Genomic DNA, 24,181 nt, shown 5'->3' on the forward strand with positions numbered 1-24,181 from the left:
CCGGTCGAGTAGGCTCGTCCGGGGCCGCGTGAACCTGGAGTGTGATGAGCGTCGGGGAAGAGGCCGGCCACCGCGCCGTGTTTCCGGGGGGCAGCCGGATGGCCGCCCGGATGCGGGAGTTCGACTGGACGTCGTCCCCGCTCGGGCCGCCGCGGGACTGGCCGGCCAGCCTTACGACGGCGGTCCGCATCTGCCTCACCTCCCGCTTCCCCATGATCGTCTGGTGGGGCCCGGAGCTGCGGTTCCTCTACAACGACGCGTACCTGCCGCTGCTGGGCACGAAGCACCCCGCACTGGACAAGCCGGGCTCCGAGGTCTGGGCCGAGATCTGGCACATCATCGGGCCGATGCTGGACAGCGTGATGACCACCGGCGAGGCGACCTGGTCGGAGGACCTGCTGCTGCCGATGAACCGGCACGGCTACTGGGAAGAGACCTACTGGACGTACTCCTACAGCCCGGTGCACGACGACCGCGGCGCCGTCCGGGCGGTGTTCACCGCGGTCTCGGACACGACCGAGCGCGTGATCGGCGCCCGCCGGCTGGCGACGCTGCGCGAACTCGGCGCCCAGGCCGGGGTCGCCCGCACCGTGGACGAGGCCTGCGAGCTGGTCGCCGGCGTGCTGGGGCGGGCGGCGGCCGACGTCCCCTACGCCGCGATCCACATCCGCGGGACCGAGGGCGAGCTGGCGCTCGCGGCCGTCACCCCCGGCGGGGCCGGCGCGGGTGACGAGACCGCGTGGCCGCTGAAGGACGTGCTCGCCGACGGGGTCGCGCGGACGGTGTCGGACGGGGTGTTCGGCGAGCTGCCCGCGGGCGGCTGGTCGACGCCGCCCACCGAGGCGATGGTGCTGCCGCTGCGCGGCGACGCCGGTGATGCCGCCACCGGGGTGATCGTGCTGGCGGCGAGCGCCGGGCGCGCGCTCGACGAGACCTACCGGACGTTCCTCGGGCTGGTCGCCCAGCAGACGACGGCGCTGGTCAACGGCGCGATCGCCTACCAGGTCCAGCAGCGGCGCGCCGAGGAGCTGGCCGCACTGGACGCGGCGAAGACCACGTTCTTCGCCAACATCAGCCACGAGTTCCGGACCCCGCTGACGCTGATCCTGGGCCCCGCCGCCGAGCTGCGGGAGGCGCTGGCCGGCGCGGGCGAGCGGGTGCGCGAGGAGGTCGAGGTCATCCAGCGCAACGCGTTGCGGCTGGGGCGGCTGGTGAACAACCTGCTCGACTTCTCCCGGATCGAAGCCGGCCGGATGCAGGCGAGCTTCGAACCGGTGGACCTCGGGACGTTCACCGCGGAGCTGGCGAGCGTCTTCCGCGCCGCCGTCGAGCGGGCCGGGCTGGCGTTCGACGTCGACTGCCGCCCGTCGGACGAGCCGGTGTACGTCGATCGCGGGATGTGGGAGAAGGTCGTCTTCAACCTGCTGTCCAACGCGGTCAAGTTCACCTTCGACGGCGCGATCCGGGTGACGAGCGCCGTCGAAGCCGGGCACGCCGTGATCGCGGTGTCCGACACCGGGATCGGGATCGACGCCGCCGAGCTGCCGCGCCTGTTCGAGCGGTTCCACCGGATCCCGTCGGCGCGGGCGCGGTCGAACGAGGGCAGCGGCATCGGCCTGGCGCTGGTGCGCGAGCTCGCCGGCATGCACGGCGGCAGTGTCACCGTGGAGAGCACGCCGGGCGCCGGGACGACGTTCCGGGTCCGGGTGCCGCTGGGCACCCGGCACCTGCCCGCCGAGCACGTCGTCGAGGAGGCCACGACCGGTCAGCTCACCGCGGACTCGGCGGAACCGTACGTGCAGGAAGCCCTGCGCTGGCTGCCCGACGGTGACCGGGCCATCGACCCGGCGGCCGTCGGCGACCAGCACCTGGGCGCCCGCGTGCTGGTCGCCGACGACAACGCCGACATGCGCGACTACCTCGTCCGGCTGCTGCGCGACGACTACGCGGTGACCGCGGTGCGCGACGGCGTCGAGGCGTTCGCCGCCGCCTGCGCCGAGCCGCCCGAGCTGATCATCAGCGACGTCATGATGCCGCGGCTGGACGGCCTCGGCCTGCTCGCCGAGCTGCGGGACGACCCGCGCACCGCCGCCGTGCCCGTCCTGCTGCTCTCGGCCAGGGCCGGTCAGGAAGCCGCCGTCGACGGCCTGGCCGCCGGGGCCGACGACTACCTCGTGAAGCCGTTTTCGGCGCGGGAGCTGCTCGCCCGCGTCCGCACGACCGTGCAGCTGGCGAGGCTGCGCACGCAGCACGCCCGGTGGCGCGCGGCGATGATCGACTCGCTGCAGGAGGGCTTCTTCGTCTGCGACGCCGACGGCCGGGTCGTGGAGATCAACGCGGCGTTCACCGAACTGCTCGGCTTCGGCCCCGGCGGGCTGCCCTACACCCCGCCGTTCGCGTGGTGGCCCGACCGGGAGGCCGAACCCGCCGCCCACCACGAGGTCGCGGCCGCCTTCGGCGGCGCGTGGGACGAGCCGGGCGGCAGCTTCGTGCTGCCGATGCGGCACCGGGACGGGCACCGGTTGTGGGTCGCGGTCGCCTACAACCAGCTGCAGGACGACGAGGGCCGCCGCCGGCTGGTCGGCACGATCCGCGACGTCACGGCCGAGCGCTACGCGGTCCAGCGCGAAAGCACGCTCGCCTCGATGAACCAGCGCCTCGCCGGGATCAGCGGGGCGCCGGAGGTGCTCCGCGCCGCGCTGGAGCTGCTGCGCGAGCTGTGGGACGCCCGGCGCGTCCTCGCGGTGACCTGGCCGCGGGACGACGAGCCGGAGCTCGCGTCCACCGATCCCGCCGACCGGACCTGGGCGGGCCTCGCCGCGCCGCTGCGCTCGACCCTGGACCACCTCCGCTCGCTCCCGGCGTTGCACGCGACCCCGGCCGACAGCGGCGCGGGCACCACCGTCGACCACCCCGGCGGCCGGCTGACGCTGTGGGTCGAGCCCGCGCCGGGGCGCCCGCTCGGCACCGAAGACCGGACGCTGCTGGCGCTGCTGGCCGGGACGCTCGCGCACGCCCTGCGCCGCGCCCACCGCGACGACCGGCAGCGGGAGGTCGCCCTCGCGCTGCAGCGCTCGATCCTCGGGCCCGCCCGGCTCCCCGACGGCTTCGCGGTGCGCTACGAGCCGGCGAACCCGCCCCTGGAGGTCGGCGGCGACTGGTACGACGTCGTCCCGCTGGCCGGCGACCGGATCGGCATCGTCGTCGGCGACTGCGTCGGCCGGGGACTCGCCGCGGCCGCGGTGATGGGCCAGCTCCGCAGCGCCTGCCGCGCGCTCCTGCTGGAAGCCAGCAGCCCGGCGCACACGCTCAGCGCCCTCGACCGCTTCGCCGGGCGGCTGCCGGGTGCCCTGTGCACCACCGTCTTCTGCGGGGTGCTCGACCCGGCCACCGGCACGCTCACCTACAGCAGCGCCGGGCACCCGCCCGCCACCCTCGTGCACCGCGACGGCACGGCGGAGTTCCTCGACGAGGGCGGCAGCCTGCCGCTGGCCGTCGGGGTCACCGGGTCGCGCCCGGAAGCCACCGCGGTCGTGCCGATCGGGTCGCTGCTGATGCTCTACACCGACGGGCTGGTCGAGCGCCGCCGCGAGTCGCTCGACGAGGGCATGGGCCGGGCCACCATGGTCGCCCACGACACGAGGGACGCCGAGCTCGGCGAGCTGGCGACCGCCCTGATGGTCCGGCTCCGCCCGGCCGAAGGCTACGAGGACGACGTCGCGCTGCTGCTCTACCGCCGGTCCATTCCCCCGCTGGACTTCGCGTTCGCCGCGCACCCGGACCACCTCGCCTCGACCCGCCAGTGGCTGCGCGCCTGGCTGGAGAACGCGGCCCTCGAGCCGGACCTCGCCCAGGACGTGCTCGTCGCGGCCGGCGAAGCCTGCGCCAACTCCGTCGAGCACGCCTACCTCGACGGCACCGGCGCGACCGCGCACCTCTCGGCCCGGCTCACCGGCGCCCACCTGGTCGTCACGGTGACCGACCGGGGCCACTGGAAGCAGCCGCCGCCGGACAACCACGTGCTGCGCGGGCGCGGCGTGCCGATGATGGAAGCGCTGGCCGACGCGGTCACCTTCCGGTACGACGCCACCGGGACCACCGTCACGCTGGAATGGAGGATCGGTTCGTGACGACGGCACTCACGCTGGTCAGCGGCCCGGGCGACGACGGGGACTCGGTCCTGTCCGTCACGGGGGAGATCGACATGAGCAACGCCGCGGAGTTCGGCGCGGCGCTGGACGGCGAACTGGCGGCGGGTGCCGCCGTCACCGTGGACCTCACCGGAGTGTCCTACCTCGACAGCGCCGGCGTCGCGGTGCTGTTCGACCGGGCCGCCGAACACGACCTGCGGCTGGTCGCGCCGCGGCTGCTCGACCGCGTACTGCGCGTGTCCGGGCTCGCCCAGGTAGTGAAGGTCATGATCCGCTGAACGGTTGACTTCCGGCGCATGGGGTAAGCAAGCCGCAGCGACGGCGGGTGGGGTGGATTGTGCTGCCGTCCGTCGCCAGGTGGCTCCGGCGCCCCACCCACGACGTTCAGCAGCGAGCGCCGGCCCGGAGCCACCGCCCCCTCCCGGACCCGGGTGTCGCGACGGTGTGGTCGCGACAGTGTTGTTGCGCGGGCGTTGTTGCGGAAGGCGCGGCGGGCGCGAGTAAGGTTTTGCCGTTCCGTTGAAGCAGCAGCGGTTCGGCACGAGCCGCCGCCGTCCGGGACGGAGATGACGCCAATGACCGGTGAACCGATCCTGCCCGAGCACCTCGACGAGCTGACCGCCGCGATGGCGGACCTGACGGGCGCCCTGGAGACCGAACCGGCCGAAGCGGAAATCCTCGACGCCGTCTGCGCCGAAGCCCTCCGGGCCATCCCGGGCGCCGACATGGCCAGCATCACCGCGATCCGGGACGGCGAGCCGACGACGGCGGCCAGCACGGACGAGCGTGCCGTCGAGATCGACCGGGCCCAGTACGCGGCGGGCGCGGGTCCCTGCCTGCAGGCCGCGGAGACCGGCGAGATCGTCCGGGTGCCGCTCGCCACGGCCGGGACGGCGTGGCCGGAATTCACCGGACGTGCCCAGGAACTCGGGGTCGGCAGCTACCTCGCCGCGCCGCTGCGCGTCGACGAACGCCTCTCCGGGGCGCTCAACCTCTTCGGCTACGGTGCCCACGGCTTCGCGGAGACCGATTCGCGGCTGCTGCAGCTCTACACCACGGTCGTCTCGTTCGGGCTGCGCACCACGCGGCGCTACCACCACGCCCGGCAGCGCACCGCCGACCTCGAGGCGGCCATGCGGTCGCGGGCGGTGATCGAGCAGGCCAAAGGCATCCTGATGGCCGTGCACCGGATCAGTGCCGACGATGCCATGAAGCGGCTGGTCACGGAGTCGCAGCGGACCAACGTGAAGCTCCGGGACATCGCGACCCGGTTCGTCGAAGGCCTGTCCTCGACCAAATCGCCCTGAACCTCAGGCGCTGCGGCGGGCCGGGAACGGCCAGGTGAGCGTGATGACGGTGCCGCCGTCGGTCGAGCGGAGGTCGAGCCCGTCGACCAGGGCCTGGATCAGGCGCAGCCCGCGGCCACCGTCCGCCCGCTCCGCCACCGACTCCCAGCGGCCCTGGTCGGCGACGGTGACGATCAGCACGTCCTGGTCGATCCGGGCCCGGACGTCGATCAGCCCCGGCCGGCCGTGGTAAGCGTGGCCGAGCACGTTGGCCATCGCTTCCCAGCAGGCCAGCACGACGTCGTCGGCCTGCCGCCCGACCTCGTCGCCGGCGCGCCGCCGCAACCACGAGACCAGGTGCCGGCGCAGGCTCGGCAACGTCCGTGGCGAAATCGTGCCGCGGTACCGCCATCCGTCCGATTCCAGCTCTTCCACGTTCACCTCCTCGGGGGATTTCAGGTTTGCTACCCACCGGTTCGGATTCTCAATCACCGGTAAAGCCGCCCTGGCGCCGTTCGGACCTGGTGCGCGCCCGGGCGGCCGTGGTCGGATGGGCGGATGATTCGGTCGACGTCGTCCGTGGTGCTGTGCGCGGTGCTGGCCGCGACCCTCCTGCCCGCTGTACCCACCACGGCCGCGGCCACCGCGGCGCCCGGACCGGGTGCCGTCTCGCACTTCGGCCTGGCCCGCAAGGACTGCCTGGGCACCGCGCGGAACACGGCGAGCAAGGCGTGGTTCACCGTGGCGGGCGGCGTCCTCTCCGACGTCTACGCGCCGGTGATCGACAACACGAACGTCGAAACGCTGCAGTTCGCCGTCACCGACGGGCGCAGCTTCACCGACCTGCAGGCCCGCGACATGACCTACACGGTCCGCACGAGCGCGGGCGGGATGGCGTGCGAGGTGACGTCGACCCCGCGCAGCGGGCGGTACCGGCTGGTCACCGAGTACCTGGCGGACCCGGCCCGGACCGGCGTGCTCATCCGCACCCGGCTGGAGCCGCTGCGGGACTCCGGGCGGGACCTGAAGGTCTACGTGCGGTTCGACGCGAGCGTCAACGGCAATGGCGGCGGCGGCCCGGCCAACGGCGGCGGCGACACCGCCACGGTCGACCCGGCGACGTCCGCGCTGGTCAGCGCCGACGCGAACACCGTGTCCAGCGCGCCGGCCCGCGACTACGGCACCCCGCTGGCCGCCGCGCTGCGCGCCGACCGCCGGTTCCTGGCCACCGGCAGCGGCTTCGCCGGCACCGCGGGCGACGGCCTGGCCCAGCTGGACCGCGACCACCGGCTCACCGGCACGACCCCGTCGGCGGTGAACGGCAACGTCGTGCAGACCGCGCAGCTGGACCTCCAGCCGCGCCGCCCGGCGGTGCTGGCGCTCGGCTTCGGCGCCGATGCGCGCGCCGCCGTCGCCACGGCCGGGGCGAGCCTGCGCACGCCGTTCGAGCAGAGCTACCGCCAGTACGCGCGCGAATGGCGTGACTACGACAACGGGCTGATCCCGGTGCGGGGCAAGGACTCCGACGCTTACTACCAGTCGGTCAACGTGCTGAAGGCCAGTGAGGACAAGACCTTTCCGGGCGCGGTCGTCGCTTCGCTGGGCAGCCCGTGGGGTCAAGCGGTGTCCGCGGGTGAGGCGCCCGGTGGGAAGCCGGTCTACTTCGGTTCCTACCGGGAGATCTTCGCGCGCGACCTCTACGAAAGCTTCTCCGGCCTGCTCTCCGCCGGCGACCGCGAGACGGCGCGGGCGAGCGTCCGCTGGCTGTTCGCGCGGCAACAGCAACCGGACGGCCGGTTTCCCCGCAACTCGCTGCTCAACGGCAAGAAGGCCCCCGACTCCGGCGGTGACCAGCTCGACGAGAGCGCGTACCCGATCCTGATGGCCTTGCAGGCCGGGCTCGACCGCGACCGCACGCTCTACACCGACCACATCCGTGCCGCCGCCGACTTCGTCGTCGCGCACGGGCCCGCGTTCGGCTCGGAACGCTGGGAAGAGCAGGGCGGCTACTCCCCCTCGACGATCGCCGCCGAGATCGCCGGTCTGGTCGCCGCGGGCGTGCTCGCCGACCGCAACGGCGACAGTGCGCGCGCGAACGTCTACCGCGCCACCGCCGACCACTTCCAGCGCAGCATCAAGGGCTGGACGGTGACGCGGAACGGGCCCTACGGCGGCCGGTACTTCCTGCGGCTGACGAAGAACGGCGACCCGGACTCGGAGTGGAACTACAACCTCGGCAACGGCTCGGTCGACGCCGACCAGCGCGCGGTCGTCGACGCCGGGTTCCTCGAGCTGACGCGCCTGGGCGTGCTGCCCGCGAACGACCCGGACGTCGCCGCGTCGCTCGGCGTCGTCGACCGCGTGATCAAACGGGACACCCCGGCCGGGCCGGGCTGGTACCGCTACGGCACGTCGACGCCGGGCAGCGAGGACGGCTACGGCGACTGCTACGAACCGGATCCGACGAACTGCGCCCCCACCGGCGCTCCTTGGCCGTCGACGAACACCGGGTCCGGGCACCTGTGGCCGGTGCTCGCCGGCGAACGCGGCGAGCAGGCCGTGCAGACCGGCGACCGCGCGGGCGCGGCAGCGCTGCTGCGCGCGATGCGGGCCCAGACCGGCGGCACCGGCCTGATCCCCGAGCAGATCTGGGAAAACCCGGCGCTGCCCGCGTCGCCGTACGGCGCGGACCCGAAGACGGCGTCGATCGGCTTCACGCCGGGGCAGTCCGTGGGCTCGGTGGCGCCGCTGAGCTGGGCGCAGTCGCAGTCCGTGCGGCTGGCCAGGGCCCTCGACGACGGACGCCTGCCCGAGCAGCCCGCCGACGTCCGTTCGCGGTACGTCCACGCGCCACCTGCTTTGGCTGTCACCCTCGACGCGCCCGCGTCGGTGTCCACCGCGACCGCCCAGGTCACCGGCACCGCGCCGGCCGGCAGCCGCGTCGACCTCGCCGTTTCGGCCACCGACGCGGGGACGACTTCGGTGCTGTCGACCCGGGCTTCGGCGGCGGGGACGTTCCGCGCCACGGTGCCGACGCCGCTCGGCGCGAACGTCGTCACGGCGGCCGCGGCCGGCGCGGGAACCGGGTACGCGCAGAAGACGATCAGCTCGGACTTCGTCACCGGCACCGTCCTGCTGGACACCACGGACCCGGACGGCGACGACACCGGCCCGGGCACCTACACGTACCCGACGGCGGGCGACTTCCACGCGGGCGCGTTCGACCTGCAGCGGTTCCAGGTCATCGATTCCGGCACCACCCTGGTCTTCCGGGCGCAGGTGCGTGACCTGTCGCCGACGTTCGGCTCGCCGCTGGGCGCCCAGCTGCTGACGATCTACGGGCACGACCCGGCCGCGACGGCGACCTCGACCGCGGCGCCGTTCCCGAGCCGGGCGTACACGATCTCGCCGCAGGACGCGTGGAGCCGGCGCATCGAGGTCCAGGGCTTCGCCGAGCCGGCGCTCGTCGACGCTTCGGGTGCTTCGCTGGCAACGCCGTCCGTGCAGGCTTCGCAGGCGACGCGGTACATCACGGTCAGCGTGGCGAAGGCGGCCTTCGGGACGCCGGGACCGGGCTGGACGTTCGCCGTGGTGCTCACCGGGCAGGACGGCAACTCCCCCGACCAGGCCCGGCCGTTCACGCCGACGGCGGGCCAGTACACGTTCGGCCTCTGCGCGGCCGGCGGGACGGCCCCGGTCTGCACCGCGGACCCGGCGACCGCGCCCAAGGCGGTCGACGTGCTGACCCCGTCCGGAGTGGACCAGAAGCTCGAGCTGGATCCGGCCCGCGGGCCGGTCGCCGTGCGTGCGGTGCCCGTGGGCTGAGTTCTGGCACCCTGGACGCATGATCGACGAATTCGCGAAGCAGTACCTGCACGGTGACCTGCGCGAGATCCGCGAAGAGATGGTCGGCAAACTCGATGGGCTCGGCGAGTACGACATCCGCCGTCCCCTGACCGCCACCGGCACCAACCTGCTCGGTTTCGTCAAGCACCTGACGCTGACCGAAGCGAGGTACTTCGGCGACATCTTCGGGCGGCCGTTCCCCGAGCCGATGCCCCGGTGGGACGACCGCGAGGCGCGCGGCACGGACATGTGGGCGACCGAGCACGAAACGCGCGCGGAGATCGTCGACCGCTACCGGCGGGTGTGGGCCCACTCCGACGCGACGATCACCGAGCTCGCCATCGACGCGCCGGGGCACGTGCCCTGGTGGCCGCGCCCGGACGTGCTGCTGTTCAACGTCCTGGTCCACGTGCTCACCGAGACCAACCGCCACGCCGGGCACGCCGACATCCTGCGTGAGCAGCTCGACGGCTCGCTCGCCACCGACGGCCACCGCGACGCGGAGTTCTGGGCCACCCGGCGCGCGGAGGTCGAGCGGGCCGCCGAGGCCGCGCGCTGACGTCCACTGTGGACTTCCGGCCCGGTGTCGCGTGGCCCCCTGAGGTCGCGAATGACTCATTCGAGACCTCGGAGGTCTCGAATGAGTCATTCGCGACCTTTGGCGCGCCGGGTCAGCGCGGTAGTCCCGCGTTGAGGCGCGCCAGGATGCCGTGCGGGAACGGCAGCGGCGGCGCGCTCACCTCGGTCAGCCGGTCCAGCTGGGCCTCGGTGACGTCGAGGGCGAGCGCGCCGAGCGTTTCGGCGAGCTGCTCCGGTGTCCGCGCGCCGATCAGCGGCGCGGGCATCGACGGACGGCTCGTCACCCAGCGCAGGGCCACCTGAGCCGGGGTGGCGCCGGTTTCGGCCGCGACCTCGCGAACGGCGTCCAGCACCGCCCAGCGGGTTTCGGGCAGGGAGCGGAAGGCGGCGGCGTCCGGACCCGCGAGCCGGCCGGTGCCGGCGCCGTCACGGGTGTACTTGCCGGTGAGGAAGCCGCCGCCGATCGCGCCCCACGGCTGGATCGCGATGCCGAACTCGCCCGCCAACGGCACGTACTCGGCCTCGATCGCCCGCTCGACCAGGGAGTACTCCAGCTGCAGCGCCGTCACCGGCGGCCCGCCGAGCATGGCGGCCTTCGTCGCGTACCACGCGGGGACGTCGCTGAGCCCGACCGCCCGGATCTTCCCGGCGCGCACGAGGTCGCCGAACGCCGCCAGCACCTCTTCGGCCGGGGTGAAGCCGTCCCAGATGTGCAGCCAGTACAGGTCGACGTGGTCGACGCGCAGCCGCCGCAGTGACGCCTCCAGCGAGGCGATCATGTTCTTGCGCCCGTTGCTGCGGCGGCGCGGGTCCGAGTGCGGGGCCCCGCCGCTGAAGCCGGGCCCGGAGTACTTCGTGGCGAGCACGACGTCGTCGCGGCCGACGTCGCGGAGGAAGTCCCCGACCAGTTCCTCGCTGCGGCCGCCGCTGTAGTTGTCCGCGGTGTCGACGAAGTTGCCGCCACGCTCGACGTAGGCGCGGAAGATCTTGCGGGCGGTGTCGTCATCGGCGCAGAAGGAGCCGGTGCCGAAGGTCATCGCGCCCAGCGCCAGCGGGGACACGCGCAGCCCGGAGCGGCCCAGCGGCCGGTAGTCGTCCAGTTCGGTCATACCCCGATCGTGCAACCCGGAGCGCGGTCCGGGTCAAACCCCGATCGGGTGTCCGCGGGCACCATCCAGGAGACATCCAGGCAGACTCACGGCTAACACCGGATGACCATCCGGTGTGCGCTAACCTGCCGCTCATGGGATCCGGCCGAGTGGGCCGGCGCGTCGAGGAGTCGATTTCGTGCAACCGAACCTGGGGCCAGGCGAAGACTTCCAGCTCCTGCTCGAGCGGCAGGTCCGGGAGATGCAGTCGAAAGCCGCCGCGCTGAACGAAGCGCTTTCCTCGGCCGGGGCGACGGTCCGCACCCGTGACGGCTCGGTCACCGTGACCCTCGCCCCGAACGGCGCGCTCACGAACCTCGAGCTCGGGCACCGGGCGTGCGAGCTGGGCCCGGCGCGGCTGACCGCGGCGATCATGGGCGCGGTGCGGGACGCGCAGCGCCAGACCGCCCGCGCCGTCGCGGATTCCTTCGCCACCATCAACGGCGACGGCGAGTCGACCGAAATGGTCCGGTCCTTCCTGCCGCCGGACCCGCCGCCGGACGGCGGTTTCGCGGCGCCGGAGAGCGCCGAGACCGCCCCGCCGCCCGCACCGGCTCCGCCTGCCCCGCCGTCACCGCCGTCCGCGCCGCGGCGGCGTCCCGCGGCCGACGACCGTCCCGACGACGAATCGAACCCCTGGTGACCGGCGGCGGCTTCCGCGTCTCCTCGGAGCCACTCGCGAACTTCGGCAAGCACCTCGACGAGCTGCAGAAGAACCTGCAGGGCACCGCGGACCTCGTCGGCGGCATGACCTGCGACCCCGGCATGTTCGGCATCAACCCGGCGTGCCAGCTGATGGCCGCCGGCGCGAGCACCTGGACCGACAAGGCGCACCACCAGTTCGGCGAGTACGCCAAGACCGTCGGCGAGTTCGCCGACAAGGTCACCGAGGCGGCGAAGCGCTACCAGTCGGGCGAAGAAGACGCCGTGAACTCGATCGTGAGGTTCGGATAGTGGGCGACGACTACCAGAGCAAGGACGTCAGCCTCCACGGTTCGGACCTGTTCAACTCGGACAACCGCGCGGCGGGCGCGGGCTTCTTCGAGGCGGCGACCGGCCTGGACAAGGCCGTCAAGGAGCACGACAAGGTCGCGATCGGCATCGGCTCGGCGGGCATGGCGCTGGAGACCATCGGTCTCGTGCTGGACCCGATCGGCAGCCTGCTGACGGCCGGGATCGGCTGGCTCATCGAGCACATCACGATCCTGCGGTGGCCGCTGGACATCCTGATGGGCGACCCGATCGGCATCGCGGCGGCCAGCGAGGCGCTCACGGCGGAGAAGAAGAAGCTGGAGCAGTGGTCGGCCGACCACCAGCAGGCGCTCGACACGCTGATGAAGGACTGGAGCGGGCAGGCCGCGGACCAGTTCAAGAAGGACATGGACGCGGTCACCCAGCAGCTGGGCTCCCTCGGCGGCTACCTCGACGAGGCCGGCAAGAACATGAAGATCGCCGGCGGCATCGTCGGCGCGTTCCGCGGCATCCTCCGCGACCTGATCGCGATGCTCCTGGCGACGATCATCAAGGGCGCCCTGATCGCGGCGGCCCTGGCCCCGGTGACGTTCGGGGCGTCGATCGCGATCTTCATCGGCACGACGATCGGCACGGTGGCGACGGCGCTGGGCAAGATCGGCGCGAAGCTGGCCCAGCTGGCCAAGCAGCTGGGCGAACTGCTGAAGGCGCTGACGAAGCTGGGCAAGGCGGGCGACGACCTGGCGGCGGCCAAGCCCCCGACGAGCAGCCTCACCCCCACACCCACCCCGAAACCCACCCCGAAGCCGGACCCGGCACCCGCACCGAAGCCGGACCCCAAACCGGAACCCAAGCCTTCGTCGGCGACTCCGGAGCCGAAGCCCGAACCCAAACCGGACACCACACCGGAACCCAAGCCCGACACCACTCCCTCCTCGGCCACCCCCGAGCCGAAGCCCGAACCCAAACCGGACACCACACCGGAGCCCAAGCCCGACACCACCCCTTCGTCGGCCACCCCGGAACCGAAGCCGGACACCACTCCCTCGTCGGCCACCCCCGAGCCGAAGCCCGAGCCCAAGCCGGACACCACACCCGAGCCCAAGCCCGAGCCCAAACCGGAACCCGCGCCCTCGTCCTCCTCGACGACCCCGGAACCGAAGCCGGAGCCCAAACCGGACACCACACCGGAACCCAAGCCCGAGCCCAAACCGGAACCCGCGCCCTCGTCGTCGACGACCCCGGAACCCAAGCCCGAACCCAAGCCCGACACCACCCCCGAGCCCAAGCCCGAACCCGCGCCCTCCTCGGCCACCCCGGAACCCAAGCCGCACAAGCCGTTCACCGATCAGATGACCGACGTCATCAAGACCAAGCTGTCCCAAATGGACGGTGTGACGCCCGAGATCATGCAGAAGTTCGACAAGATCAGCAACTTCTCCGTGCACGAGCTCGGCAAGCTCTTCGGCAAGGAGGGCGCCGAAAAGTTCGAGTCGGCCGTCAAGGTCATGACCGACCCGTGGTTCGGGAAGTCGGGCCTGGCCGGCAAGACCGTCGTCGACATGATCAAGGGAGTGCCCGCCAGCATCGGCAACGTCACCGGCGGGGACGACGACTCCTAGCCCAGCGGCTCCAGCCCGGTCAGCGCCACGCTTTCCGTCCACAACCGGGCGGCGGCCGCGTCGTCGGTCAGGTTGGCCCACCGCTGTTCGAGCCGCGGCCGGCCGCGCAGGCCGAACACGCGCGGGCCCCACAGCTGCCCGCCCTCGACGTCCGGGCCGAGCACCGCGCGGACCGCGGGCCGCGCCCCGGCGTCCTTGCCGTGCAACACCAGCCGGGCGGGCAGCCCGCGCAGCCACGCGCCGCTCGTGCGCGTGTGCACCGGCGGCCGTGACGGCGTCAGCGAGTCGAGCGCGCCGCCGGGGTGGGCGAGCACGCTGAGCCGCGAATCGCCCGCTGCCCGCAGCCGCCGGTCGAGCTCGAGCGCGAACAGCATCTGGGCCAGCTTGGACCGCTCGTACGCGCGCTTCGGCTGGTAGTCACGCTCACTCTGGAGGTCGGCGAAGTCGAGGTGAGCCGACTTCGCCGCGAAGCTGCCCGTGGTGACGATCCGGGCGGCCGGCGCCAGCACCGGCAGCAGCCGGGCGACCAGGGCGAAGTGACCGAGGTGGTTGGTGCCGAACATCAGCTCGTGCCCGGCCGCGGTTTCCCGTCGCGGCGGGGCGTCGAGGGCCACTCCGGCGTTGCACAGGACGGCGTCCAGCACCCCCACGTCCGGTTCGAGCGAGCCCAGGTCGGCCAGGTCGAGCCGGACGTACGCCACCTTCGCCCCGGCGACCCGCGCCCGGATCGACTCGGTCGCGGCCTGCGCCTTGACCGGGTCGCGGCTGCCGATCACCACCTCCGCGCCGGCCGAAGCCAGCTGCTCGGCGGCGAAGTAGCCGATCCCGGCGTTGCCCCCGGTCACCAATACCCGCACCGCGGCCCCTCCCCGTGTCAAGCTGTCCTTCGTGGACAACGCTACCGACGACCCGGCCCGGCCCGGCTACCGCCGCTCGGCCGGGTCGCCCCGCGGAGAGGCCCGGCGCCGGGACCTGCTGGCCAAGATCACCGACGACGTCGCCGAGAACGGGCTCGTCGACTTCTCGCTGCGGCGGGCCGCCCGAGCGGCGGGGACGACGCACAAGGTGCTGCTCTACCACTTCGAAGGCACCGAAGACCTGCTGCGGCAGGTGGTCTTCGCGTTGCGTGAACGACGGATCGGCAACGCCCTGACGGCCGTCACCGCGGAGTCGCCGACGCTCGCCGGGCGCGTCCGGGCCGCCTGGGTCAGCCTCCGCGACGAGGAAACGCAGCTGCGGCGCGTCCTCGACCAGGCGATGGGCCTGGCGATGTACGACCCGGGCCGGTACGCCGCGCTCGGCCGGGGCGCGTCCCAGCAGTACCTGCCGACGCTGGTGTCGTTCTGCCCGCCGCACTGGCCGGAGCGGCGCAAGCTCGAGGTCGCCGAGATGATCCTCGCGACGCTGCGGGGTTTCCTCGTCGATCTGCTGACCAGCCCGGACGGCGAAGGCGCGGCGGCCGGCGTCGCGGCGCTGCTGCGGGCGGTCGAACGGGAGGAAGCCGCGCCCTGATCCTCGACAGTTTGCGAACCACGTGGTTCACTTCTGCCCAGGGGACGTCACTGGGAGGCTGACATGCAGGTCGCGCTGTCCGCGGGCACCATCGAGTACACCGACACGGGCGGGGCGGGCCCGGCCGTCGTCTTCGTCCACGGCCTGCTGATGGACGGCTCGCTGTGGGACGGTCCGGTCACGGCCCTCGACGGCCTCCGGTGCGTCGTCCCGACACTGCCGCTGGGCGCACACCGGCATCCGATGCGCGACGACGCCGACCTGTCGATGCCCGGCCTCGCGAGACTGCTCACGGAGTTCCTGGAGCGGCTCGACCTGCGGGACGTCACCCTGGTCGGCGTCGACACCGGCGGCGCGCTGGTGCAGCTGCTCATGGCGGACGACGCCGCGCGGGTCGGCCGCGTCGTGCTCGCGTCCTGCGACGCGTTCGACAACTTCCCGCCCGGCCTCACCGGCAAAACGCTGTTCCTGACCGGGAAGCTCTCGCCACGCCTGTTCGGCGCGTTCATGCAGCAGATGCGGCTGCGCGCGGTGCGCCGGCTCCCGATCGCCTTCGGCCGGCTGACGAAACGCGGCGACGCCGTCACGGCCCGCTGGATCCGGCCGCTGCTGACCCAGGCCGGCGTCCGCCGGGACACCGTCCGCGTCCTGCGGGCGGCCGCCGCCGCACCGGGCATCCTGGTGGAGGCGGCCGGGCGGTTGCCGGGCTTCGACCGGCCGGCGCTGGTCGTCTGGGCCACCGAGGACCGCGTGATGCCCCTCGAACACGGCCGGCGGCTGGCCGGGCTGCTGCCCCAGGGAAAGCTCGTCGAGGTGGCCGACAGCTACACGCTGCTGCCGCTCGACCAGCCGGCGGAGTTCGCGCGGCTGGTCCGGGGGTTCACAGCCGGCTGAGGCCGTGCAGGATGCGCTTCATCAGGTCCATGCTCGGCCGGTTGCCGTTGCCGCGCTTCGCGGTGTGCACGGCGACGAGACCGCGGTCGGCGAGGTCGGAGAGCAGCACCCGCGCCACCCCGAGCGGCAGCCGCCGCCGCGCGGCCACCTCGGCCACCGACTGCGAAGTGCGGCACAGCACGCAAATTTCCGACTCTTCGGGCGTGCTCCCGCGCGTCATGGCCCGCCCGCGCGCGGTGGTCGAGACGAGCGTCTCGACGGGGAGGTCCCGCGTCGGGCGCGTCCGGCCATGGGTGCGGAAATACGGACGGACGAGCCCCGCCGCTCCTCCGTCTTCGAGCGCGGTCCCCCAGTGCACAGCCAGCTCCTCACGGCGATTAATCCTTGTAGGCGATTATTCGACACCGTGATCGACTCCACCGCAATCGACCGAACAGGCTAACGGACGGTAAACTCCAGGTCAGGGTGGCGCCGTTGAGCGACACCACTCCGCCGGGCGAAGGTCATCCAGCGGGATTATCAGAGTTCTGACAACACGGCCGGCTTCCGTGCCTTCCGGGTGCGGGCCAGCAGGCGCGTCATCCGGCGCCGCCACCACCGCGCGGCGGCGAACTCCTGCTGGACCTCGGCGATGCGTGCGCGGAGGTAGGCGTCGGTGATCATCTCGGCTCCCCTGGTCGTCCGTGCCGTCACGGTGCGCCGGGGGCGTTGGGAAAATCTTGAACAGACCTTGCCCGGCGGACGCCGATCCGCTACGCCTGAGCTGGGAGGGATCGGGCGTGGTGGAACTGCGGGTGCTGGGTGCCGTCGAGGTCGTGGCCGGTGGCACCCGGCTCGACATCGGGCACGCGCGGCAGCGTGACGTGCTGGCGGCGCTGCTCCTCGACGTCGGCCGGGCCGTCCCGGTCGACCGGCTCATCGACCGCGTGTGGGGCGAGCGGCCACCGCGGCAGCCGAAGAACTCGCTGTACGCGTACGTTTCGCGGCTGCGTGCGCTGCTGAGCGCGCTGGACGGCGTGACGATCGAGCGCGAGCGTGACGGCTACCTCCTCGTCGCCGATCCGCTGGCGGTGGACGTCCACCGGTTCGAAAGCCTGCTCCGGCGGGCGAGGGCGACGGCGGACGACCACGCCGCCCTCGCGCTGTACGACGAAGCCTTGGCGCTGTGGCGCGGGACGCCGCTCAGCGACCTGGACTCACCGTGGGTGGACGGTGTCCGCAGCGAGCTGGAGCGCAAGCACGAGGCAGCCGTGCTCGACCGCGACGACCTGCGGCTGCGCACCGGCGCCCACGCCGCCGTGCTCGCCCGGCCCGTCGATGCCGACGCCGGCGGCGAACGGGCGGCCGCCCAGCGGGTCGAGGCGCTGTTCCTCGACGGCCGTCCGGCCGACGCGCTGCGGGAATACGAACGGGTCCGGGCCCGCCTGGCGGACGAGCTCGGCGCCGACCCGGGCCCGCGGCTGCGCGGCCTGCACGAACGCATCCTGACCGGCAGCGGCACCGGCACCGGTCCGGAACCGCGGCAGCTCCCGGCCGCGGCGCCCTCGTTCTCGGGCCGCACCGCCGAGCTGGCGGCCCTCGACCGGATGCTGACCCGCGACGGCGCTGTCGCGGTGATCTCCGGCGCGGGCGGTCTCGGGAAGACGTGGCTGGCCGTGCGGTGGGCGACCGACCACGCGAGCCGGTTCCCCGACGGCCAGTTGTACGTCGACCTCCGCGGCTTCGACCCGGCGCACGAACCGGTGCCCGCGGAGCGCGCCGTCCGCGGCTTCCTCGGCGCGCTGGGCGTCGCACCGGCGTCGATCCCGCCGGAGCCGGACGGACAGGCGGCGCTCTACCGCAGCCTCACGGCCCGCCGCCGGCTGCTCGTGGTGCTCGACAACGCCCGCGACACCCGGCACGTGACCCCGTTGCTGCCCGGCGGACCGTCCTGTTCGGTGCTCGTCACCAGCCGTCACGAGCTCGGCGGCCTGCTCACCACGCACGCGGCGAGCGCGCTGCCGCTGCGCACCCTCGACGAAGACCAGGCGCGGGAGCTGCTCGCGCACAAGCTGGGCGCGGCCCGGCTCGCCGGCGAACCCGAAGCGGCGCAGGAGATCCTGGGCCAGTGCGGCGGACTGGCCCTGGCGCTGGCGATCGTCGCCGCCCGCGTCGCGGCCCAGCCGCGGCGGCGGCTCGCCGAGCTGGCCGCCGAACTGCGCGAAAGCCGGCTGGACGCCCTGGACACCGGGGAGCTGGCCGCGAGCCTGCGGGCGGTGTTCGACGCCTCGTACCGCTCCCTCTCCCCGGCCGCCGCCTCCGCGTTCCGCCTCCTCGGCCTGGTGCCCACCGAGGACATCGGCCGCGCGGCCGCGACCGCCCTGCTCGGGAACGCCCGGGCCGTGCGCGTGCTGTGCGCGGCCCACCTCCTCGATGAGCACCAACCGGGCCGCTTCCGGATGCACGACCTCGTCAAGCTCTACGCCGCCGAGCTCGTGGCGACAACGGACGACGACGCCACTCGGCTGACGGCGTCGACCCGGCTGTTCGACCACTACTTGAGTTCGGCATCGGCGGCCGCGGACCTGTTCTCGCCCCACGAGCCGTACGTACGGCCACCGGTGGCCGGGCCGCGCCCTTCCTTCGCGTCCGACGAGGCCGCGCGCGCGTGGCTGGACGCCGAGCGGGCGACGATGGTGGCGTTGGCCACGAGCGCCCCGGAGGCGCTGGCGGGGCACGTGGTCCGCCTGTCGGCGACGCTCTGGCGATACCTGCACATCGGGGCGCACCACTACGAAGCACTCACCCTGCACACGACCGCGCTGGCGCTGACGCGCCCCGGCACGCGCGAACGGGGATTCGCCGACCACGCGGTCGGCATGACCTTGATCTTCCTCGGCCGCTTCGACACGGCCGCCGAGCACCTCGAGCGAGCCCTTTCCCTGGCGTTGCGGCAGCGGAACGATTTGCTGGAAAGCATGACCCGCAACAGCATCGCCACGATCGAAGACATCCGCGGCCACCGCCCGGAGGCCCGCGAACAGCTCGACCTGGCCCACGAGGCGGCGCGCCGGACGGGCCACGCGCTGCTGGAGGGAATCGCGCTGTGCAACATCGGAGAACACCACCGCTGGTGCGGCAACCATGCGAAGGCGGTCGAGTACCTGCGGCAAAGCGGCCGCATCGCCGAGAACCTCGGTTCAGCGGGGTTGGGCGGCCCGGTCCTGGCGGCATTGGGCAGCGCGTACGCGGGCTTGGGCCGCCCCGGCGAAGCCGACGACCACTTCCGCCGCGCATTGGAGTTCGCGCGGGTCGGCGGGAACACGAACCTGGAGGTCACGGCCCTGAACGACCTGGCGGCGACGAAGTCGGGTGCGGAGGCGATTTCGTTGTACGAGAAGGCGTTGGCGCTGGCTCGCCGGAGTGGCCACCTCCGTGAGCGTGCCTTGGCCCAGCACGGGTTGGGGGTGGCCCACCGGGCTGCCGGGAACCACGCCGAGGCGACGTCCCAGCTGGAAGCGGCGTTGGCCGCGTACACGGAGTTGAGGGCGCCGGAGGCCGAGGAGGTGCGCGTCCTGCTCGGCGAGGGAGTTGAGCCGTCCTGCGCCGGGCGTTCCGGCGACGGCCTGACCTCCGGTTAGGATTCGGCCGGCAATCATGTTCAGACCTGGGGGGGACCTTTCATGACGATGCCCGAAGACAGACCGCAGCCGCCCGCGCCGGAAGCGAATCCCTTCCGGCCCCCGACCCCGGGGGCGGCCCTGCCGCAGTACCCGCCAGCGCCGTACCCGACGCCTCCGCCGCTCGGCTTGCCGCCCAGGAAGGGCGGTGGCCTCAAACTCGCGCTGCGGCTCGGCATTCCCCTCGTGTTCCTCGCGATCGTGGTCGTGATCGGGCTGACTTCGTCCACGCCCAAGAGCAGCAACGTCGGCGACTGCCTCAAGGGCAACGCGGACAACGCCGACAGCGTGACCTCGGTGGCCTGCGGCCCGGAGGCGAACTACAAGATCGTCGGCAAGGTCCCGGACCAGTCCCGGCTGGCACTGACCATCGGCGGCGGCTGTGACCGGTTCCCGACCGCGACCGTCGCGTACTGGGAGGGCGTCGAGGCCTCGAAGGGCACGCTGCTCTGCCTGGAGGACGTGAAGAACCCGGGCAAGGGCATGCCGCTGGTGGGCGACTGCGTCAAGGGAGACCTCTCCGACGCCGCCCACGCCGAAAAGGTCCCTTGTGGACCGGAGGCGGCCTACAAGGTCGCCGGTGTAGAGGACGGCGGCGCGCTGGGCGGCCTCACGACCGCGGCCTGCGTCAAGGTCCCGTCCGCGGCCGCCTCGATGGAGTGGAAGCGGCAGGGCAGCCTGTCGTCGAAGGTCCTGTGCCTGGAGGATCTGAAGAACCCGGACAACCGGAAGCCCGCCATCGGCGAGTGCATGGCGACCGGCGCCAACGACGAGCTCCACCTCGCCCCTTGCCAGAAGGGCGCGGCGAAGGTCCTCGGCCAGGTGGACGGCCTGACCAAGATGGACGGCCTGTCGAAGACGGTCGAGGAGATCTGCAAGGACTTCCCCGGCTCGGACCAGGCGGCTTCCTGGAGCATGCAGGGTTCCCTCGCGGTGACCACCTACTGCATGCAGTCGGTCAAGAAGTAGGGCGCCAACCGCGTGTTCAAGCCCCGCCGGCCGCGGCAGCCGACCTGAGGACGGCTTGGCGGGGCCGAACGCGTGGTGACGGCCTCGCCTCCTGCGCCCTCCCCACCCTCTGATGGCGTGTTCGAGAAGTTGGCCGCGGTCGGTGTGGTTATGCGGTTCGGTCGGCTAGGTCGGCGAGGTCGGCGAGGTTGAGCTGGGTGGCCGATGCGAAGTCGACTGTGAACCTGGCCAGAACGACCATCTGCGTGATCCATTCGTCAGTCAGGTTGTCGACTGTGAGCGGTGTCGTTGGCACTGCGAGCCGGGCGTACGGCCCGGACGAGTCCTTCCAGTCGTAGGCGTAGAAGCCTCTGGCCGCGAGATCTCGCCAGTCGGCGTAATCACCGGTATCGCTGGGCCGACTGATGGAGCCACCCACGTAGGGCCAGGTGTTGATCAGGCCCAGGGCCGCGTCGACGGACTCAACGTGATCCCTGACCGCCTTGGGAACTGGGCCGTACCCGGCGGAAGTGAGCACGGCAAGAGAGCCAGAGGGGTCGACTGCAAGCCAGTCGAACTCGGTACCCCAGCGAGGGTGCGCATACTCGTCCTTCATCAAATGCTCCTGGCCGACTCACTGAGCGGCGGCCAGGCTAACCCGTCGTCTTCGTCCCTGCCGTCTCCAGCACCGTCTCGGCGCTGTCAAGGGTGGGCGCTTGCGACCTGACGACGGCCTGGCGGGGCTGGACGCGATAAAACCGCCGGTCAGAGGCGGATCGGTTTCTTGTTCATGAACTCCTCGATCCCCAGCGGCCCCAGCTCCCGCCCCATCCCCGACCGCTTGATCCCACCGAACGGCAGATCCGCCTCCGACCCTCCCGACTTGTTCACGTACACCATTCCCGCCTCGATCTTCCGGGCCACGCGGGCCGCGCGGGCTCGGTCGGTCGCGAACACACTCGCCCCCAAGCCGAACGGGGTGTCGTTGGCCAGGGTCACCGCCTCTTCCTCCGTCTCCGCCCGGAACAGCAGCGCCACCGGGCCGAAGATCTCCTCGTGGTACGCCGCCATCCCGGGCGTCACCTCCGTCAGGACCGTCGCCTCCACGTACGCGCCCGGGCCCGGGATGCGGTGGCCGCCCGCGCGGAGTGTTGCTCCTTCGCGGATCGCCGTCTCTATCTGGGCCGCCACCTCGTCCGCCGCCGCCGTCGAGGCCAGTGGGGGCAGCGTTGTCGACGGGTCCGCCGGGTCGCCCGGGACGTAGTACTCCGTCACGCGCTTGGCGAACCGGTCGGCGAACTCCTCGTACAGCTCGCCCAGCACGATGATGCGCTTCGGCGCGTTGCACGACTGGCCGCAGTTGCGCATCCGGGCCGTCGCCGTGATCTTGACCGTCTCGGCCAGGTCGTCGGTGTCCAGCACGATCAGCGGGTCCGAGCCGCCCAGTTCCAGGACGCACTTCTTGAGGTTGCGCCCGGCTTCGGCCGCCACCGAGATGCCCGCCTGCTCGCTGCCGGTCAGCGACACCCCGGCGAGACGCGGGTCCGCGAGCATCCACGGCACCTGGCGGCTCGACGCGAACACGTTCACGTACGCGTCCGCCGGCACACCTGCGTCCCGCAACACCGACTCGATCGCGACCGCCGACCGCGGGCAGATCGACGCGTGCTTGAGCAGGATCGTGTTGCCCAGCACCAGGTTCGGCGCCACGAACCGGGCGACCTGGTAGCACGGGAAGTTCCACGGCATCACGCCCAGCAACGCCCCGATCGGCTCCTTCGTCAGCACCGCCTCGCCGCCGCGGATCGCCAGGGGCTCGTCCACCAGCAGGTCCGGGCCGCGCTCGCCGTAGTAGCGGAAGATGTCGGCGACGACGCCCACTTCGCCGCGGCCTTCGTTGATCCGCTTCCCCATCTCCAGGGTCATGATCGCGGCGAGCTCGTCCGCGCGCTCGGCGAACAGCTCCGCCGCGCGCCGCACGATCGCGGCGCGGTCGGCGACCGGCCGGGCCCGCCAGGCCGCGTACCCGCGGTGCACCCGATCGATCGCGACGCGGACCTGCTCGTCGGCCGCGTTCGGGATTTCGTCGACCAGCTCACCCGTCGCCGGATTGGTGACTGTGTACAAAGCGGCCTCCTTCGTCAGACTACTGGATACTGTATACACTATGTGAGCAGTGATCGACACCCGCGCGGCGGTACCCGCGGCCGCTTGATCGACTATCGTTCCCCCCGTGACGCTGGAACTCACCGGCGGACCTGCTTTCGCCGCACCGGCCCCGGAAAACCCGCGCTGGAACCGGTATTACACCGCCGCCGCGGTCACCTTCGGCTGCCCCTCGCGCACGTCGGAACGCACACCGCGTGTGTGGAGCGGACGCGGTCTCGGCCTGCCGGCAGCCGAATTGGCGGAATTCGCCACGCAGCTGCGCCGCGTCATGAAGAAGGACGTCTACTGGATCGCCCGGGCCGCCTGCCCGGACCGCCACGCGGGTGATGCGGCCGTCTGGTCTCCAGGCCACTACGACGACGAAGACGGGTTCGTGTACTTCGCCGGCCCCTGCACCCACGGCGACCTCTGGCCCGGCTACCGGCCGGCGCGGGCGTTCACCATCGCGCTCCCCCGCGTCCGCGGCCTGCGGATCCGGGTGGCGGCGTACCTGGCCGGATGACACCGGCTCGAGCGGGGGCCGTCGCCGCCGTGGTGAGCGGTATACCGTCGACCGCGCACGCCGTCCTCACCGGCGGTGACATCCTCGCGGCCACCCGCGCGGCGGGCACCCTGCTGCCGGGTCGACGCACCCGGCCCGGCGTCGCCGCCGGGCTGATCGCGCACGTGATCGTTTCCGCCGCCTGGACCGGCGTGCTCGCCGCGATCGCCCGGCACCACCGGCTCGGGGCCGGCGGCGGCGCGCTCGCGGGGCTGGCCATCGCGGCGCTGGACCTCGGGATCGCGGCCCGCGCGTACCCCGCCGTGCGGGCGTTGGCACGCGGGCCGCAGATCCTGGATCACCTGGTGTTCGGCGCCGTCGTCGGCGCGCTCCTCGACCGTCCGGATCGGACGGATCAGGACACGACCTCGACGACGTCACCCGGGTGCAGCGAGTTGTAGAACGTCACCGCGGCGTCGTGCGAAAGGTGCACGCACCCGTGGGACTTGACCTTCAGGCTGCCCTGGTGGAACGCGACCCCGGTGGTGGTGAAGAACACCGAGTACGGCATCGGCCCGTTGAACTGCTTGCTGTAGTGGTCGATGTCCTTGTACTGCACGTGGAACTTCCCCAGCGGGGTCGGGTACTTCGGCAGCCCCACGGTGATCGGGACGCCGCCGTAGGTGACGTTCCCGGCGCCGTCGGTCAGCCACGCGGTATTCGAACTGCGCTGGACGCAGGCCTTCGCTTCGGCACTGCACGGCGTCGGCGCCGCTTCGGCCGTTCCCGCGAACGCCACGGTCCCCGCCATCGCGGCGACCCCGCCCAGTAGTGCGATCATCCTCCGGTTCATCGTGTGCCTCCCGTTGTCGTTCGGCTACACAAAGAGAGTGCCCACTCGGGCGATCTTCGAA

General features: G+C 72.5%; 22 protein-coding genes. 14 read left to right on the top strand and 8 right to left on the bottom strand.

Annotation, left to right across the window (positions count from 1 at the left end):
- Positions 1 to 44: 44 nt before the first annotated feature.
- The 3 genes from AB0F52_RS33120 to AB0F52_RS33130 all read left to right on the top strand — a co-directional run bounded on the left by AB0F52_RS33120 (position 45) and on the right by AB0F52_RS33130 (position 5,458).
- Entirely contained in the window at positions 45 to 4,130 is a 4,086-nt protein-coding gene (locus AB0F52_RS33120) for a SpoIIE family protein phosphatase (protein WP_360179603.1), read from the top strand.
- The gene (locus tag AB0F52_RS33125) at positions 4,127 to 4,429 is read left to right on the top strand and encodes an STAS domain-containing protein (protein ID WP_360179605.1); all 303 of its coding nucleotides are present in this window, start codon (positions 4,127 to 4,129) and stop codon (positions 4,427 to 4,429) included. The genes AB0F52_RS33120 and AB0F52_RS33125 overlap by 4 nt, the downstream gene beginning before the upstream one ends.
- Positions 4,430 to 4,726: 297 nt before the next feature.
- Positions 4,727 to 5,458, top strand: coding sequence for a GAF and ANTAR domain-containing protein (locus tag AB0F52_RS33130; RefSeq protein WP_360179607.1), 732 nt, complete (start codon positions 4,727 to 4,729; stop codon positions 5,456 to 5,458).
- Positions 5,459 to 5,461: 3 nt separating this feature from the next.
- On the opposite strand, the gene AB0F52_RS33135 is transcribed toward AB0F52_RS33130, so the two are convergent.
- Positions 5,462 to 5,872, bottom strand: coding sequence for an ATP-binding protein (locus tag AB0F52_RS33135; RefSeq protein ID WP_360179609.1), 411 nt, complete (start codon positions 5,870 to 5,872; stop codon positions 5,462 to 5,464).
- Between the two features lie 123 nt (positions 5,873 to 5,995).
- Here AB0F52_RS33135 and AB0F52_RS33140 point away from each other — a divergent pair, with 123 nt between their 5' ends.
- Both AB0F52_RS33140 and AB0F52_RS33145 read left to right on the top strand, forming a co-directional pair.
- The gene (locus AB0F52_RS33140) at positions 5,996 to 9,262 is read left to right on the top strand and encodes a glucodextranase DOMON-like domain-containing protein (protein ID WP_360179610.1); all 3,267 of its coding nucleotides are present in this window, start codon (positions 5,996 to 5,998) and stop codon (positions 9,260 to 9,262) included.
- 19 nt (positions 9,263 to 9,281) lie between these two features.
- On the top strand, positions 9,282 to 9,842 hold the full coding sequence (locus AB0F52_RS33145) for a DinB family protein (RefSeq protein ID WP_360179612.1): 561 nt from the start codon (positions 9,282 to 9,284) through the stop codon (positions 9,840 to 9,842).
- A 112-nt stretch (positions 9,843 to 9,954) separates the two neighbouring features.
- On the opposite strand, the gene AB0F52_RS33150 is transcribed toward AB0F52_RS33145, so the two are convergent.
- A complete protein-coding gene (locus tag AB0F52_RS33150; protein WP_360179614.1) occupies positions 9,955 to 10,971 on the bottom strand; it encodes an aldo/keto reductase in 1,017 nt (338 codons plus the stop codon).
- 178 nt (positions 10,972 to 11,149) lie between these two features.
- On the opposite strand from AB0F52_RS33150, the gene AB0F52_RS33155 reads away from it, so the two are divergent.
- Genes AB0F52_RS33155 through AB0F52_RS33165 form a run of 3 tightly spaced genes read left to right on the top strand, consistent with a single transcriptional unit; the run spans position 11,150 to position 13,604 of the window.
- Positions 11,150 to 11,653 (top strand): YbaB/EbfC family nucleoid-associated protein, encoded by a 504-nt coding sequence (locus AB0F52_RS33155; RefSeq protein ID WP_360179616.1) that lies wholly within the window; start codon positions 11,150 to 11,152, stop codon positions 11,651 to 11,653.
- Positions 11,650 to 11,964, top strand: a complete 315-nt coding sequence (locus AB0F52_RS33160; RefSeq protein ID WP_360179618.1) for a hypothetical protein — start codon at positions 11,650 to 11,652, stop codon at positions 11,962 to 11,964. Before AB0F52_RS33155 ends, AB0F52_RS33160 begins: the two co-directional genes overlap by 4 nt.
- Positions 11,964 to 13,604, top strand: coding sequence for a hypothetical protein (locus AB0F52_RS33165; protein WP_360179620.1), 1,641 nt, complete (start codon positions 11,964 to 11,966; stop codon positions 13,602 to 13,604). The genes AB0F52_RS33160 and AB0F52_RS33165 overlap by 1 nt, the downstream gene beginning before the upstream one ends.
- Here the strand turns inward: AB0F52_RS33165 and AB0F52_RS33170 are convergent.
- Entirely contained in the window at positions 13,601 to 14,461 is an 861-nt protein-coding gene (locus AB0F52_RS33170) for an SDR family NAD(P)-dependent oxidoreductase (protein ID WP_360179622.1), read from the bottom strand. The two genes, AB0F52_RS33165 and AB0F52_RS33170, sit on opposite strands and share 4 nt — an antisense overlap.
- Before the next feature lie 31 nt (positions 14,462 to 14,492).
- Here AB0F52_RS33170 and AB0F52_RS33175 point away from each other — a divergent pair, with 31 nt between their 5' ends.
- Positions 14,493 to 15,116, top strand: a complete 624-nt coding sequence (locus AB0F52_RS33175) for a TetR/AcrR family transcriptional regulator (protein WP_360179624.1) — start codon at positions 14,493 to 14,495, stop codon at positions 15,114 to 15,116.
- Positions 15,117 to 15,179: 63 nt separating this feature from the next.
- Positions 15,180 to 16,010: an alpha/beta hydrolase gene (locus tag AB0F52_RS33180; RefSeq protein WP_360179626.1), complete on the top strand. Its 831-nt coding sequence runs from the start codon at positions 15,180 to 15,182 to the stop codon at positions 16,008 to 16,010.
- On the opposite strand, the gene AB0F52_RS33185 is transcribed toward AB0F52_RS33180, so the two are convergent.
- Positions 15,997 to 16,368: a DUF742 domain-containing protein gene (locus AB0F52_RS33185; protein ID WP_285993139.1), complete on the bottom strand. Its 372-nt coding sequence runs from the start codon at positions 16,366 to 16,368 to the stop codon at positions 15,997 to 15,999. The genes AB0F52_RS33180 and AB0F52_RS33185 overlap by 14 nt on opposite strands.
- A 161-nt stretch (positions 16,369 to 16,529) precedes the next feature.
- Positions 16,530 to 16,673, bottom strand: a complete 144-nt coding sequence (locus AB0F52_RS33190) for a hypothetical protein (RefSeq protein WP_360179628.1) — start codon at positions 16,671 to 16,673, stop codon at positions 16,530 to 16,532.
- A gap of 116 nt (positions 16,674 to 16,789) precedes the next feature.
- Between AB0F52_RS33190 and AB0F52_RS33195 the strand changes: the two genes are divergently transcribed.
- Both AB0F52_RS33195 and AB0F52_RS33200 read left to right on the top strand, forming a co-directional pair.
- Positions 16,790 to 19,630 (top strand): BTAD domain-containing putative transcriptional regulator, encoded by a 2,841-nt coding sequence (locus AB0F52_RS33195; RefSeq protein WP_360179630.1) that lies wholly within the window; start codon positions 16,790 to 16,792, stop codon positions 19,628 to 19,630.
- A gap of 42 nt (positions 19,631 to 19,672) precedes the next feature.
- Entirely contained in the window at positions 19,673 to 20,638 is a 966-nt protein-coding gene (locus AB0F52_RS33200) for a hypothetical protein (protein ID WP_360179632.1), read from the top strand.
- Between the two features lie 148 nt (positions 20,639 to 20,786).
- Here AB0F52_RS33200 and AB0F52_RS33205 read toward each other — a convergent pair whose 3' ends face one another.
- Both AB0F52_RS33205 and AB0F52_RS33210 read right to left on the bottom strand, forming a co-directional pair.
- Positions 20,787 to 21,233, bottom strand: coding sequence for a hypothetical protein (locus AB0F52_RS33205; RefSeq protein WP_360179634.1), 447 nt, complete (start codon positions 21,231 to 21,233; stop codon positions 20,787 to 20,789).
- A gap of 149 nt (positions 21,234 to 21,382) precedes the next feature.
- The gene (locus AB0F52_RS33210; protein ID WP_360179636.1) at positions 21,383 to 22,744 is read right to left on the bottom strand and encodes an NAD-dependent succinate-semialdehyde dehydrogenase; all 1,362 of its coding nucleotides are present in this window, start codon (positions 22,742 to 22,744) and stop codon (positions 21,383 to 21,385) included.
- A 106-nt stretch (positions 22,745 to 22,850) separates the two neighbouring features.
- On the opposite strand from AB0F52_RS33210, the gene AB0F52_RS33215 reads away from it, so the two are divergent.
- A complete protein-coding gene (locus AB0F52_RS33215; protein WP_360179638.1) occupies positions 22,851 to 23,288 on the top strand; it encodes a hypothetical protein in 438 nt (145 codons plus the stop codon).
- Positions 23,285 to 23,728, top strand: coding sequence for a hypothetical protein (locus AB0F52_RS33220; RefSeq protein ID WP_360179640.1), 444 nt, complete (start codon positions 23,285 to 23,287; stop codon positions 23,726 to 23,728). Before AB0F52_RS33215 ends, AB0F52_RS33220 begins: the two co-directional genes overlap by 4 nt.
- Here the strand turns inward: AB0F52_RS33220 and AB0F52_RS33225 are convergent.
- Positions 23,683 to 24,120, bottom strand: a complete 438-nt coding sequence (locus AB0F52_RS33225; protein ID WP_360179642.1) for a L,D-transpeptidase — start codon at positions 24,118 to 24,120, stop codon at positions 23,683 to 23,685. The genes AB0F52_RS33220 and AB0F52_RS33225 overlap by 46 nt on opposite strands.
- Positions 24,121 to 24,181: the final 61 nt, after the last annotated feature.

The organism is Amycolatopsis sp. NPDC024027 (assembly GCF_040638975.1).
Lineage (GTDB): Bacteria > Actinomycetota > Actinomycetes > Mycobacteriales > Pseudonocardiaceae > Amycolatopsis.